Raw genomic sequence first — 13,474 nt, forward strand, 5'->3', positions numbered from 1 at the left:
CAAGCTCACCACGTCCGGTTCGGGCACCTCCTACAAGGTCAACGACAGTGCGAACGTGGTCTGCGGCAACGTCCCCACCGCCAACGCCACCGTCTACATCATCGACACGGTCCTCATGCCCAAGTAGCCGGGACGCACGGTCACCCCGCCGGTGACCAACCGTGGACGGGAGCGCGTGGGCCCTTGCAGCCCGGGGCCCACGCACTCCCGCTCACCCCTCAAAACCGTAGGAGGCCCCAGGTGATCGCATCACTTCGGCATCGCTCAGCCGGTCCGGGGCGTGAGGAGCTCCAGGAGGCGTTGCTTCTGCAGGGTGCCGAGGCCGCGTACGCGGCGGTTTTCGGCGATGTCCATCTCGGTGAGGATCTTCTGGGCGCGGACCTTCCCGATGTCGGGGAGCGATTCGAGCAGCGCGCGGACGGGCATCTTGCGCACTGCTTCGGAGGTGCTGGCGAAGATGTCGTGCAGCGAAAGGGTGCCGCGCTTGAGCGCACTCTTGACGTTGGCGCGCTCCGTACGTGCGGCGGCTGCCTTGTCCAGTGCGGCCTGGCGCTGTTCGGGGCTGAGCGGGGGCATGCTGCCCATGGGGGTGATCCTCTCGTCGTGCATGCGGGCGGTCGTCATGAGGTCCCGGGCCGGGGCGGCCACCGGTATCTCCATGCCGAGCAGATGGCCGGTTGGCCGTGGGGGAAACGGTCACCGGATCGTGGTGGCGGCAGCGTCAAGCCGGGCCACGGTGAAAGGCCCGTGTGGGCCATGGGTCACGCGGCGATCTGATGCTCGGCGAGGGCCTGGCGGCGTATCCGGGCGCAAGTGCGGGCGATGAGGCGGGAGACATGCATCTGGGAGATGCCGAGTTCGTCGGCGATCTGGTTCTGCGTCTTGTCCTGGAAGAACCGCATGTAAAGGATCTTCGACTCGCGCTCCGGGAGGGCGCGCAGGGCGGGTTTGACGGCTTCGCGGTCGATGACGGTGTCGAAGCCGGATTCGGTGATACCGAGGCTGTCGGCCAGCGCCGTGCCGTCGCCGTCCTCGGCGCCGGCCCCGGTGGTTTCCGCGTCGAGGGAGAGGGTCTTGAAGGTCTGGAGGGCTTCGAGTCCGTCGCGGACCTCGTCTTCCTGGAGGCCGGTGTGGGCGGCGAGTTCGGCAATGGTCGGCTCTCCGGGCTGCCTCGTCTGGAGTTCGCTGCGGGCGACGCGGACCTTGTTGCGGAGCTCCTGGACCCGGCGCGGGACGTGGACGGACCACAGCGAGTCCCGGAAGTGGCGCTTGATTTCGCCGGTGATGGTGGGGACGGCGTAGGCCTCGAAGGCGCCGCGGGCGGCTTCGTAGCGGTCGACGGCCTTGACGAGCCCCATCGCGGCGACCTGGTAGAGGTCTTCGAGGTCGGCACCGCGGTTGCGGTACTTGCCGGCCAGGCGCCTGGCCATGGGGAGCCATTGGGCCACCAGGCTCTCGCGCAGCGCGTCCCGCTCGGGACCTTCGTCGAGGGTGTTGAGGTGGGCGAAGGCAGCGGCGGTGTCGGGGGCGTCGTCATGGCTGCGGTGACGGCTGATGGCGGTGATCGTCATGGCGCTGCTCTCCTGGCATGTCGTCGGGATGGCTGAGTGACGCCGCCGAACCCGTATACGCGCAGGGCAGGTCCGAAGGGGAGCGCGCCCAGGACATACGGGTCCTGCGGAGCGTGCCTCCGGTCCGAAGCACGACGTCCGCCTGCCCCGACGTCCACCCCGCAAACGGGGTGAGTTCCGCGTCAGGAAACGTTCGCTTCCGCGAGAGTTGGGGCATGCCTTGTTACCCGGGCGGGGCGGTGGGAGGCTCTGCACATGTCGATCTTGGTTCGGCCCGCTGAACGCGGGGATGTGCCCGCTCTGTGCCGTCTGCGCGCGGTGAATGCCGAACGGCACATCCAGCTCGCACCGGACATCTACCGGGTTCCCGATGGTGAAGCGGTGCGGAGACACTTTGAGGAGGTCTTCGCAGGCGGATCCAAGGTGTTGATCTCGGTCGCGGAGGTGGAGGGCGAGGTGGTGGGGATGGCGGAGCTGGTTCTGCTGGCAGAGCCCCCGGATCATCAGATCCTGGTGCCTCGTCGCGGGGCGGAGATCCACACCGTGGTCTTGGACGGACATCGTGGCCGCGGTGTGGGGGCGGCTTTGGTCGCGGCGGCGGAGCGAGCCGCCGTGGAGCGGGGTGTCTCGGTCCTCTACGCCGGAATCTTCGCTCCGAACAAGGACGCCGTCGACTTCTACTCGGCATCCGGTTTCGGACCGCGCGGGATCCTGCTGAGCAAGGAACAGGACGTTCCCAGCGTCGGCTGACGCCCGAGCCGAGGGTGATGTGCCTGAGGCGGCAGAAGTTGTTCGCGCGCTCTACTCCTCCCCGGTGCCTTTCGACATCTGCGGGCGTTCAGGTGAGGTCAGGTCCGACGGGTCGTCCGGTGGAGGCGCGGGGGGTGAGTACCGGTCGCAGGCGCTGGGAGGCGGCGGGCTTACGGGCGATCAAGCGGACCAGCTGCTGGACCGCGTGCTTTCCCTGCTCGGCCATGGGGGAGTGGACGCTGGTGAGAGGAATCGGCAGCTCGGCGGCGAGCGGGGTGTCGTTGAAGCCCCCGAGAGCCACGTCCTGCCCGATCCGCAGGCCCATGTCCCGGGCCGCGCCCATCGCGCCGATGGCGGCGAAGTCGTTGACGGCGAAGAGCGCGGTGGGACGGTCCAGGGGGTGCAGCAGTTCGGTCGCGGCCGCGCGCCCGCCTCGCGTGTCGAAGTGACAGTGGCGGACCCGGTGCGCGGGCAGGGGAAGACCGGCCTCGCGGTAGCGCTCCAGGAAGCCGGCGGTGCGGTCGGCTCCGGTGCTCGCGAACGGCTCTCCGGCGATGACCGCGACGTCGCGATGGCCCAGCGACAGCAGGTGCTCGGCCATCAGGCGGCCGCCGAGGTGGTCGTCGCAGGTCACGGTGATCAGTCCTGCGGCGTCCTGGGCGTTCGGGGCGTGCCGGTTGACCAGGACGAAAGGGACGGCGCGCAGGGCCGGGTCGGCCAGCGCGGCGCCGTCCAGGTGTGCATCTCCGATGATCACCCCGTCGACGCGTCGGCCCAGGACCATGGCGAGGCGTTCGCGCTGCACCGCCGGGTCGTCGCGGGTGTTGGCGACGAAGGTGGAGAGTCCGTGCCGGGCCGCCTCCTCCTCCACACCCTCGTAAATGGTCGCCACGACGATCTCGGCAAGCCGCGGGAACAGCACGCCGATCAGGTTGCTGCGATGGGTGCGCAGGCTGGTGGCGTGCGGGTTGGGCTGGTAGCCGAGTTCGTGGGCGAGCTTGCGGATGCGGTCGGCGGTTTTCCCCGAGGCGGCGCGGCCGCGCTCCCCGGCCGGCCCGTTGAGGACCCGCGACACCGTCGAGACGTGCAGCCCCAACTGCTCGGCGATTCCCTGCAGTGTCGCCGGTCGATTCTTGCCCGCCATGCCCACGCCCTTTTCCCCGCCCGCATGTCCCTTTCCCCCATTCTCTCCGACGTGGACGCGGGGCGGCTTCGGCCGGTTGAGCTCTACGAGCCGGTGCTCGCCGTCAGGTAGGGGAGGGTCACGAGGCCGACCACGACCGTGATCAGGACGAGGATTCCTACGGTGATCAGGGCCGCCGTCAGATAGGGCCGGGCGACGGAAAACGGCAGCCGGAGGTCCGGGTAGGCCGTGCGCAGGGCGCGTGGTGTGCTCTCGCTCTCCGATGCCACGGCGATGGTGAAGCCCGCGGGCCGGAACACCTGCTTGTCGACGTACTGCCAGTCCCAGTGTTCCGCCCGCAGCAGCAGCGGTGTCTCTCCTGCTGTGCCCGACACCACGAGGAGTACGGACTCGCCCTTGGACCCGCGCACGGGATGGGCGGTGGCGGCGGTCGGTTCGACCGAGCTGCTCCGGCCCCGGCGGTCGATCACGGTCAGTCGGCCGTTCGCATGGCGCACCTGTTGGCGGCGTGAGCGCTGCCAGCTGTACAGGCCCAGCCCGAGGGCGACGGATGCACACAGCAGCACCACGATGAGGATGCCCCCGGCTGCCCCGATGCCGAACCGGGCGGATCGCGCGATCACCCTGATCGCACCGCCCAGCAGGATCAGGCTGATGATCGGGGCAGCGATCAACAGCCTCCGAAAGGTGGGCAGTTGACGTAACGGCACAGGGCGCAGTACCAGTTCCGGTCTGGTTTCTTGAGTCATCGACACTCCCTTCGCGGAGATGAGAATGCCCGACCCAAAGGTTTGGGTCAATGAGTTGGCCAAAGGTTTGGGTGGGCCTGCGCGCAACGTCGCGGAGGTGCACGTGCGTTGCCCGCGCGATGGGCCTGTCGGGCTGTGTCAAGGCTGTCTCCCGCGCAAGCGGGCCCTGGTGTCTGGGCTGCCCCGGTGGATGTCGGAGGAGAGGCGCGCTCGCCACCGCACCGGCCCCAGTGACGATCATCAGGACGGTCGCTTTCTCGCCGCGACGCCGCGCATGGGCGGCCGTGTCGGTCGCGGCAGCGAGGGTCGCGGCGGAAGCGGCCGGTTCGGGTGCGTGCCTCGGCGCGGGGCGCGGCCGCTGTCGGATGGTCGTCGGGCGGGACTGCCAGGTGGGAACGGGGTGCGGATTGGGCTCGCCGGGGCGGGGCAAGCGCTGGGTATGGGTGACATTGCCGTGACACCGCGGCCCGGGGGGCCGGGGACGGACTACCGCTGTGCGTTCGTCCTGGGTGGAGGCGGGGCGCTCGGGGCTTATGAGGTGGGGATGCTCAGGGCGCTGATCGAGGCCGGAATCTGCCCGGACCTGGTGGTCGGGACGTCGGTCGGTGCGATCAACGGCGCGGCGATCGCGGCCGAGCCCACCAAGCGGACCGTTGAACAGCTGGGCGGGCTGTGGGGGAACCTGGGCCGCTCGGGCGTCTTCTCCGGGTCGGTGCTCCAGCGCCTGCGGCTGGCCGCCCGCAACCGCACCCATGTCTACTCCTCGGCTCCGCTGCGCGAACTCCTGGAGACCTGGCTCCCGGCACGGCGCATCGAGGATCTGCCGGTGCCCTTCCAGTGTGTCGCGGCGAGCATCGAGGGCGCGGCCGAGCACTGGTTCACCCAGGGTCCCCTGGTCCCGGCGGTGATGGCCTCGTGTGCGGTGCCCGGACTGCTGCCGCCGATGGAGGTCGACGGCGAGCACTTCTTCGACGGTGGACTGATCAACAGCATTCCCGTGGGCCGGGCGGTGGCCGCCGGGGCCCGCACGGTCTATGTGCTGCAGGTCGGCCGCGTCGAGCGGCCGCTGCACGTGCCCCGCGCGCCGTGGGAGGTGGCCGCCGTGGCTTTCGAGATCGCGCGCCGCCACCGCTTCACCCGGGACATGGCCGACCTGCCCCCCGGCGTCGAGGTGCACGTGCTGCCCACCGGAGCGGCGTCCGGCAAGGGGGAGGACATCGCGGGCCGTAAGTTCCGCCACCGCGATTTCGGCCTCTCCGGGCGACGGATGGAGCTGGCGTACGAGGCGTCGGCCGCCTACCTGGAGGCGGCGGGCAAGCCCCGCACGGACGAAGCTCCATGAGCCGGGCGCTCGCTGCACGGGACGTGGCCAGACGATGCGTCAGCATCCCCGCACTCCTCGCGCTGATTCCCGTCGCCGCGTCCCTGTTGGTCGTGACGGTGGCGCTCGCTCCGCTGTCGCTGCTCGCCGGACGGTCTGGGCGGGCCTGGCCGATGCAACGGCTGGCGCTCTACGCCCTGGTGTATCTCGTCGTCGACCTTGCCGGTGTGGTGGCGGCGGGTGTCGTGTATCTGCGCTGCCTGGGCAGCGGCGCGGAGCGCGAGGAGCGGTCGATGACGCTCAACTACCAGGTGCTTGCACGGCTGTTGGCCTTCCTGGTCGCCTGCGCGGGACGCATCTTCGCGCTGCGGGTGGAGGTGGGCCCGCCGATTCCGCAGCGGACGCACCCGCCCTGCGACGGCGTGGTGGTCTTCGCCCGCCACGCTGGTCCCGGGGACTCGATTCTGCTGGTCCACGCCCTCGTCTGCGGCGCGGGACTGCGCCCCCAGGTCGTCCTCAAGCAGTTCCTCCGCTGGGACCCGTGCATGGACCTCCTGCTCAGCCGTCTTCCGCACTGCTTCGTCCCGCGCCGGGGCGAAGCGGGAACTTCGGGGGCGATCGGCTCGTTGGCGGCCGCCCTGCGCCCGGGGGATGCGCTGGTGGTCTTCCCTGAGGGCGGCAACTTCACCGAACGGCGCAGGCGTCGGGCCATCGGCTGGCTCAACCGCACCGGCCAGACCTGGCGAGCGGCTCGCGCCCGGCGGCAGCGCCATGTCCTGCCGCCTCGCATGGAGGGATCGCTCGCGGCGCTGTCCGGAGCGGGTGACGCCGGAGCGGCCGTCGTCTTCGTCGCGCACACCGGGCTCGACCGCATCGACTCGCCGTCCCGGTTGTGGCAGTCGGTCCCCCTGCGCACGGCGGTACGCGCCACCTGGTGGACCGTACCCAGCCACGCGATACCGGCCGCAGAGCAGGCCCGCGAGGCCTGGCTGACCGACCAGTGGTCACGCGTGGATGCCTGGATCGCCGGGGAGCGGGGCCGCCCTGCCGAGACACCGCCCGCCGCTACCTGACCGGTCCCCGGTGGCGGGCAGCGAGTCGCGGACCACTCCCGAGAACGTGGGCGGTTCCGGAGCGCTGGAGGCTGGGGAGCGGGTTCCGGCGCGCACCGCATGCGAGGCCCGCCGGATCGCGGCATCCGTCCGTATCCGCCGTCGGGCTCGTACCGCAGGCCCGCGGGCCTCAGGAGTCGTAGACGGTCAGGATCGCGCCGTCGATCACGACGCAGCGTGGAGTGCCGGCCGCGCCGTGGCGCAGGGCGTCCAGGCAGCGGCGGAAGAGCGCCAGTTCCTCCCCGTCGAGGACTGCGGCCGCGAGGTCGATGAGCTCCGCGATCGCCGGTTCGGTCAGGACCGGGGGCAGCTCGCCGGAGAGCAGGACGACCCACTCTCCGGTGCGCCCCCTGACCACTGCGGTGGTGGGCCCGCCGTGCACGAACAGCACATGTCCCCCAGGAAGTCTGGGGCGTGCGGCTCACGTGCCCCGAGCAGAAGGAGACACTAGCGGCGGATGCGGCCTGTTTCGGGCCGAGTGGATTCTTTCTCCGAGATTGTGTGGACCGGCAACCGCGCGGGTGGCCCCGGGCGTCTACGCCGGAATGCCCTCACCCCGACGAGCCCCGCGGGGCTCTGCCGGGGCGCCTCAAGTGAGCAGCATGGGGCGCGAGTTGGGGCGAGAGGGCCCCGCCCCGTGGTGCGCGGTCTACTCCTGAGACGGTGAGCGGTCAAGAAGGGATTCGACGAGGGCCGCCACGTGGCGTCGGTCGTCGGGGGAGAGGCGTTGGAGGCTGGCGATGAGCACCTCCACCTCGGGGTCGGCATCCGGTGTTTCGGCTCGGGCCGCGTCGGTGGCCGCAGAGTCCGCCGCGTAGATGTGGATACCGCAGGCTTCGGCTGCGGCTCGGCGCACGGTGTCGAGGGGGAGTCCGAGGCCCTTGGCGAGATTTTCCAGGGTGGCCGGCTGGGGCATGCGCACGACGCGGTCAGCCGTCGCGAGGTGGTGGACGGTGGAGCGGGGAAGACCGCCGCGACGTGCCACTTCGCCGTAGGACCAACCTTCACGGTCGAGGCACTCTCGGATGATCTGTTGCAGTGCGTTGGCCACTGATGGTCGCTTCCTGCTCGCCGTTGGGCGGAAACCTTCCGCGTCGGACCGATTCTACGGGCGGCGTCGCCGCGCCTCTGAGGGTGTCTTCCGGAATCGCTTGCGCGGCGGCCCTGACGGACACTACTGTCCAATCTCGTTGGACAGCACGTCCAATCGGTTTGGACATCGCTGGCAGGGGATCTGCCTGCACCGGACCGCAACCCACCATCCCTGAGGGGGGATTCACCATGATGGAAGCCCACGAGCTCAACGCGGAGTCCGCGGAACTGCTGCCCGGCCGCGAGGCGCTCGGTCGTCTGAAGTTCAGCTTCGGCCGGAGCACCACCGTGACCAAGCACGTCGCGAACGTCGCCGCGCACAACGAGTCGGCCGCGCTCAACGACCACTCCCTGTGGTCGGCCGCGGAGTCCAGCGCCGCTCAGCAGATCACCATCACCCAGTAGCACCTGCGCCGCCGTACCTTGCACGACCGCGCCGGGCATACCCCAGTGCCCGGCGCGCACTGCCCCCTACAACGAACCACCGTCGGAAAGGACATGCCATGAGTATCGACAACCACGAGCTGGACGCCGAGAGCGCGGAACTGCTGCCCGGCCGCGAGGCACTGGGACGTCTGAAGTTCAGCTTCGGCCGGAGCACCACCGTGACCAAGCACGTCGCGAACGTGACCGCGCACAACGAGTCGGCCGCGCTCAACGACCACTCCCTGTGGTCGGTCGCGTCCTCCGAGGGCACCCAGGCCATCCACATTTCTCAGTAGCACGCGCACCACCCGCGACGGGCCGCGCGAGCGGAACGCGCGGTTCGCGCCGGGGGGAGTACGAACACATGTCGCTGCTCGGAGACGGGACCACAGCACGGCATGGCGGCGGTCCACCGCTGCCCGGGCCGGGGGGACTCCCGGTGGTGTACGAACGCCCCCCGGCGGAGAGCCGGGCGGCCGCCGGGGCCGCGAGACCCGAGCGGCCGCCCGTGCCCCGGCTGAGTGTCGGCCTCCAACTGCACGGCGAATACCAGGGTTCGGGCTTCACCGAGCCCAAGTACATCGCCCGGCGGGGGGACGGGCAGGTCGTCCAGCTGTCCCGGCTGCTGTACCTGGTGGCCCAATCGGTCGACGGCGTCCGCGACCTGGAGACCGTCGCCCACCGCGTCAGCGCCCGGTACGGCCGCGAGGTCAGCACGGACAACGTCCGCTATCTGATCGAGGAGAAGCTGACGCCCCTCGGCGTGACCGTGCCGGAGGGCGTGGCCGACGAGGAGGTCTCCGCGCCGCGATCGGATCTCCTGCTCGCCCTCAAGGGCCACCGGGTGCTGTTCGGCGAACAGCGGGTGGCCAGGATCGCCCGCAGCCTCGCCTGGCTGCACTCACCCACCGCGGTCGCCCTCGTGCTGGCCGCCGCCGTGGCCATGGACGTCTGGTTCTTCGCCTTCTTCGGGGCGGTCGAACCCGTCCTGGAAGTGCTGGACCAGCCGGTCCTGATCCTGGTGGTCTTCGCCCTGACCGTGGCCTCGCTCGTCTTCCACGAGTTCGGCCACGCCTCGGCCTGCAAGTACGGGGGCGCCCGGCCAGGATGCATCGGCTGCGGGCTCTTCCTCATCTGGCCCTCCCTCTACACCGACGTCACCGACGTCTACCGGATCGGGCGGGCCGGCAGGCTGCGCACCGACTTCGGCGGCGTGTATTTCAACGTCGTCTTCATGCTGGGGATGGCCGGCGCCTACTTCGCCACCGGGCAGGTGTTCTTCCTGTCCGCCGTGTATCTGGGGCACTTCGAGGTCCTGGAACAACTCATGCCGGCCGTCCGCCTCGACGGCTACTACATCCTGGGCGACCTCGCCGGGATCCCGGACCTGTACGGCAAGGTCCGCCCCATCCTGCTGAGCCTGGTGCCAGGACGCCGCGGGCGTGCGGCCCGCAGGGAAGTCGCGGGCCTCAAACGATCCGCCCGCGTCATCGTCGCCACCTGGGTCCTGACGATGGTGCCCCTGCTCGCGGGTGAGCTCGGGTACGGCCTGTGGAACCTGCCCCGCATCCTCACCACGATGACCCGGTCGCTGACGGAACAACTGGGGGGCACCGCAGCCGCGTTCACGACCGGACACCTCGCCTCGGGACTGGTCGGCGTGATCGGCTCGGTGATGCTGCTGTGCCCGATGGCCGGGGTAACCTACCTGTCGGTGAAGCTTGCCGGCCGTCTGATCCGGGCGGCCGCGCAATCCACCGCTCACAAACCCCGGCTCAGGATCGCGCTCTGCGCGCTGTCCCTCGCCGCGCTGACCGGCCTCAGCTACGCATGGGTGTCAGGCATGACACCGAAGCCACTGCCCAAACAGCCGCCGATCGCACCCGTCCTGCAACCCGGTGTCCCGACGTCGCGGCCACCGCTCCGCCACACCCCCGCGCGGCGACGGCACCCCACCGCCCCACCCACTCCCGTCACACCGTCGCTCAGGACCGGCTCACCCTCGGCGGGGCCCCGATCCAGTGCTCCGGCGAGCCCCAGCGCGACCTCGCAGGTGTCACCGACACCTCACACCACTCCCTCCAAGCCCCCGGCCGTCGCCGGACCGACCAAGCCCCGGGCCTCGGCGACACCCTCCGGACGACCCGCATCGCCTCCCCCTCCCACGCCGACTTCCACGCCCCCGCCACAGAGCCCACCCCCCACCGCCAGCCCGACGCCCGCCCCGAGCCCGGCCGCGACGTGAAAGACCGTGTGCCGCGGGGCCGACCACCTCAGGAGACCTCCATGCGCCGCCATCAGAAGCCGCCTTCCACCCCGAGCCTGCTCACCCGCCGCTCCGTACGCCTCGGGCTGTTCGCCGCCGGCGTGGCGAGCGTCGCGACCGCCGCCCCCGCCCAGGCCAGCACCCATGCGACGGCGAGCGGGGTGGCGATCGCCCAGGATCACACCTTCACCCATGCCGACCCCCTGCACCACACCCAGGTCAAGGACACCTTTACGGTGCAGCAGTTCGGCTCGGTGAAGAGCGCCGACGTACGCAACCAGGCCAACGCCGTGTCCGTGGGCTGCTCCGCCGACGCCCACTGCCGGTCGGTGGCCCTGTCCTTCCAGATCGTCACGATGGCCAACGTCCGCACCCACCTGAACGCCGTCAACGTCAGCGACGCCGCGAACCAGTCCTGTACCGGCTGTCAAACCCTCGCCGGGGCCTACCAGTTCATCGTCTCCACCTCGAAGCCGTTCACTCTCGACCAGAACGCCCAGCGCCGGCTCACCCTGATCCACCAGCGCCTCGACGCGCTCACCCGGTCGACCGTCCCCGCGGCCGACCTCAAAAGGCAGGTGGACGCCTTGGCGGCCGAGGTGACAGGCGTCCTGCACAACGCCGCGGCCACCGCGCCGCAGGCCGGCGCCCAGCCCGTCGTCACGATGCACCGCCACCTGGACGGCTGGCCCGCGCACTGAAGGGCAGTCAGTCGCCCATCCTGGCCGCGGCCACCACCGCCGGGGGCCCGAGGATCCGCAGTAGGGGAGGCTGCGATAGGTCCGCCCCGCTCACCGGGGTGCGCACCACCCTCGCCCAGCTCTCCCCATAGCCCCCGCTGCCGATCATCCCGCCGAGCCCGCGATGCCCGCTGCCTCCCGTCGCCGCCGCTACCCGTCCGACACCTCGGTGGCCGAATGGGCCCTTCTCGAACCCCTGCTTCCCGTCCCGGCCTTCCAGACCAAGACCTGTGGGCATCCGGAAAAATAGCCGCGGCGAGAGATCGTCGACGACATCCGCCACATCGTCGACAACGGCGCGAAGGGGCGGGCCCTGCCTACGGATCTTCCTTCGTGGAGACGGGTGGACCCTGGGCATGTCTGCCAGAGCAGAACGGGAGGCGCCGGGTGATCCGCAGCGGATCACCCGGCGCCTCCGGTACGGGCCGATGGTCAGAACCTGCCCTGGTTCAGGGCGTTCTGCAGAGCCGAGATGGTGGCCGGGCCCCACTGGCCGTCGACGGTGAGGCCGGCGCCCCTGGCGTTGAGGAAGGTCTGCAGCGCCTTGTAGGTGGCGGGGCCGGGGTCGCCGTCCTCAACGAGTCCGGCGTTGCCCCACACGTTGAGGTGGTGCTGCAGCGAACGCTTGGAGTCGGGCCCCCACTGGCCGTCCGGGGTGGAGCCGCAGACCCGCTGGACGGCCATGATGGTCAGGGTGCCGAACTGGCCGTCGACGGTGAGGCCGGCGCCGTCGTCGATGTACGCGAAGTACGCGGACTCGGTGGCCGGGCCCCACTGGCCGTCGGCGTTGGTGCCGACCTTGCCTTGGAGCCAGCGCACGCCGGCGGCGGTCAGTGGGCCCCAGGCGCCGTCGACGGCCAGGGCCGGGCTGTAGCCCAGGTCGTTGACGGCCTGCTGCTGGCGCGCTATCGAGCGCACGGACGTCATGGGGCCGCCGCTGGAGGAGCCGCCCCCAAAGGCCTTGAACGCCGACTCGGTGCCGGGCCCCCACAGGCCGTCGGCGGTGACGCCGACCTTGCCCTGGAGCCAGCGCACGCCGGCGGCGGTCAGTGGGCCCCAGGCGCCGTCGACGGCCAGCGCCGGGCTGTAGCCCAGGTCGTTGACCGCCTTCTGCTGGGCGGAGACCGACCGCACCTGGGTCATGCCGCCGCCGTTCGCGCCGCTGGAGTCGGTGGGCGGTGGGGTGTAGTCGCTGCCCGCCCAGTCGATCGGGCGGACCTGCGCCGGCATGCCGGTTTGGACCCAGGCGCGCAGCTGCGCCCCCGGGCAGTCGGTGGAGTTGCCGGGGAGCATGCCGTGGTAGGTCTTGGTGAGGACGTGGCCGGCCATGTCGCAGGCCTTCTCGTACATCGAGCGGATCGCGGACAGGGCGATGTCGGTGGCGTCGCCGCTCTCGCCGATGAAGCAGACGCCGATGTGGGTGGTGTTGGCCCCGTAGGCGTGTGCGCCCTGGAGATACCAGCCGCGGCCCTCGAAGATCCGGCCGCTGGTGTCGACCAGGAAGTTGTAGCCGATGTCGGACCAGCCGTTGGAGTCCATGTGGTAGTTCTGGATCGACCGGAGCGTCTGGGTGGTCGGCCCGTCCGAGTAGTGCACGGTGAACCCGGTGCGGGCGCCGATGGCCACCGGCGTGATGTCCTTCGCCGGGCGGGCACCCCACTGGGCGCGGGGGTAGATGTGCAGCGTGTCGGAGTCGGGGCCGCCGCCGGTGCCCGCGCCGGGCATGACGAAGGAGTTGTTCTTGACGTACGGGTAGAGCTTCCCCGGGCAGTCCGTGTGGGTCACCGTGCGGACGTCCGTGTGCCCGAGGATCTGGAGGCCCGCGTCCTTCTCGTCCTGCAGGTAGCCGCAGAGAGCCCTGATGCCCGCGACCATCTCTGGGGTCACGTCGTCGTCGGCGCCCATCAGGCCCATCACGGCGTAGTAGTTGGCGTTGGCCCCGGGCGTCTCCTTGCTGTTCGCGGCGGACCGATAGTTGAGTCCGCGCCCCTCGTAGATGGCACCGTGCTTGCAGACCAGGAAGTTGTACGGGATGTCGTCGTACTCGGGCTCCCCATTGTCGAACCACTCCGCGGCGTCCTGGCGGAGGTCGTGGTGCATCGACTGGTCCTGGATCTTCCGGACCAGTGCGGCGCACTGGCTGTGGGGATCGACGGACTTGTGCCCGCCGCCCTCATGGTGGATGACGATGCCGCCGACCCACGGGGTGAAGGAGCCGAAGTCGGTCGTCTTGGGCGGCTGGGCGCCCCATTCACTGCGCGAGATGATGGTGACCATCTGGTTCTCCGGAAGTCGTGCTGAGC

General features: G+C 70.5%; 15 protein-coding genes. 8 read left to right on the top strand and 7 right to left on the bottom strand.

The genetic code is table 11. The features are described 5' to 3' along the window. The coding region (locus DT019_RS35195) for a fasciclin domain-containing protein (protein ID WP_189390217.1) at positions 1-127 on the top strand (127 nt) is incomplete at its 5' end. Positions 128-264: 137 nt separating this feature from the next. Here DT019_RS35195 and mihF read toward each other — a convergent pair. Both mihF and DT019_RS35205 read right to left on the bottom strand, forming a co-directional pair. Continuing rightward, positions 265-585 carry an integration host factor, actinobacterial type gene (gene mihF / locus DT019_RS35200; RefSeq protein WP_114041123.1) on the bottom strand — a complete coding sequence of 107 codons (321 nt, stop codon included), beginning with the start codon at positions 583-585 and terminating at the stop codon, positions 265-267. A 176-nt stretch (positions 586-761) separates the two neighbouring features. Then, positions 762-1,571: a SigB/SigF/SigG family RNA polymerase sigma factor gene (locus DT019_RS35205; RefSeq protein ID WP_114041070.1), complete on the bottom strand. Its 810-nt coding sequence runs from the start codon at positions 1,569-1,571 to the stop codon at positions 762-764. A gap of 255 nt (positions 1,572-1,826) precedes the next feature. Here DT019_RS35205 and DT019_RS35210 point away from each other — a divergent pair, with 255 nt between their 5' ends. Then, positions 1,827-2,321 (top strand): GNAT family N-acetyltransferase, encoded by a 495-nt coding sequence (locus DT019_RS35210; protein WP_114041071.1) that lies wholly within the window; start codon positions 1,827-1,829, stop codon positions 2,319-2,321. Positions 2,322-2,409: 88 nt separating this feature from the next. Here the strand turns inward: DT019_RS35210 and DT019_RS35215 are convergent, their stop codons facing one another. Together DT019_RS35215 and DT019_RS35220 are read right to left on the bottom strand one after the other, a co-directional pair. Continuing rightward, positions 2,410-3,465, bottom strand: a complete 1,056-nt coding sequence (locus tag DT019_RS35215; RefSeq protein WP_114041124.1) for a LacI family DNA-binding transcriptional regulator — start codon at positions 3,463-3,465, stop codon at positions 2,410-2,412. An 83-nt stretch (positions 3,466-3,548) separates the two neighbouring features. Next, the gene (locus tag DT019_RS35220) at positions 3,549-4,139 is read right to left on the bottom strand and encodes a hypothetical protein (protein ID WP_114041072.1); all 591 of its coding nucleotides are present in this window, start codon (positions 4,137-4,139) and stop codon (positions 3,549-3,551) included. Positions 4,140-4,653: 514 nt separating this feature from the next. On the opposite strand from DT019_RS35220, the gene DT019_RS35225 reads away from it, so the two are divergent. Together DT019_RS35225 and DT019_RS35230 are read left to right on the top strand one after the other, a co-directional pair. Continuing rightward, positions 4,654-5,556 carry a patatin-like phospholipase family protein gene (locus tag DT019_RS35225; RefSeq protein ID WP_114041073.1) on the top strand — a complete coding sequence of 301 codons (903 nt, stop codon included), beginning with the start codon at positions 4,654-4,656 and terminating at the stop codon, positions 5,554-5,556. Next, complete coding sequence (locus tag DT019_RS35230) at positions 5,553-6,608, top strand: 1-acyl-sn-glycerol-3-phosphate acyltransferase (RefSeq protein ID WP_114041074.1); 1,056 nt, start codon at positions 5,553-5,555, stop codon at positions 6,606-6,608. Before DT019_RS35225 ends, DT019_RS35230 begins: the two co-directional genes overlap by 4 nt. Positions 6,609-6,777: 169 nt before the next feature. Here DT019_RS35230 and DT019_RS35235 read toward each other — a convergent pair whose 3' ends face one another. Next, a complete protein-coding gene (locus tag DT019_RS35235; RefSeq protein WP_223279917.1) occupies positions 6,778-7,038 on the bottom strand; it encodes a hypothetical protein in 261 nt (86 codons plus the stop codon). 258 nt (positions 7,039-7,296) lie between these two features. Next, a complete protein-coding gene (locus DT019_RS35240) occupies positions 7,297-7,698 on the bottom strand; it encodes a helix-turn-helix domain-containing protein (protein ID WP_114041075.1) in 402 nt (133 codons plus the stop codon). A 230-nt stretch (positions 7,699-7,928) separates the two neighbouring features. Here DT019_RS35240 and DT019_RS35245 point away from each other — a divergent pair, with 230 nt between their 5' ends. The 4 genes from DT019_RS35245 (at position 7,929) to DT019_RS35260 (ending at position 11,132) form a co-directional block, all read left to right on the top strand. Further along, positions 7,929-8,144, top strand: a complete 216-nt coding sequence (locus DT019_RS35245; RefSeq protein ID WP_114041076.1) for a hypothetical protein — start codon at positions 7,929-7,931, stop codon at positions 8,142-8,144. A 98-nt stretch (positions 8,145-8,242) separates the two neighbouring features. After that, the gene (locus tag DT019_RS35250; RefSeq protein ID WP_114041077.1) at positions 8,243-8,461 is read left to right on the top strand and encodes a hypothetical protein; all 219 of its coding nucleotides are present in this window, start codon (positions 8,243-8,245) and stop codon (positions 8,459-8,461) included. Positions 8,462-8,529: 68 nt separating this feature from the next. Next, positions 8,530-10,410, top strand: a complete 1,881-nt coding sequence (locus tag DT019_RS35255; RefSeq protein WP_114041078.1) for a hypothetical protein — start codon at positions 8,530-8,532, stop codon at positions 10,408-10,410. A gap of 41 nt (positions 10,411-10,451) precedes the next feature. After that, positions 10,452-11,132 (top strand): hypothetical protein, encoded by a 681-nt coding sequence (locus DT019_RS35260; protein ID WP_114041079.1) that lies wholly within the window; start codon positions 10,452-10,454, stop codon positions 11,130-11,132. A gap of 471 nt (positions 11,133-11,603) precedes the next feature. Here DT019_RS35260 and DT019_RS35265 read toward each other — a convergent pair whose 3' ends face one another. After that, entirely contained in the window at positions 11,604-13,448 is a 1,845-nt protein-coding gene (locus tag DT019_RS35265) for an N-acetylmuramoyl-L-alanine amidase (RefSeq protein WP_114041080.1), read from the bottom strand. Between the last annotated feature and the right edge of the window lie 26 nt (positions 13,449-13,474).

The sequence above is a fragment of the Streptomyces sp. SDr-06 genome (assembly GCF_003324565.1).
Taxonomy (GTDB): Bacteria; Actinomycetota; Actinomycetes; order Streptomycetales; family Streptomycetaceae; genus Streptomyces.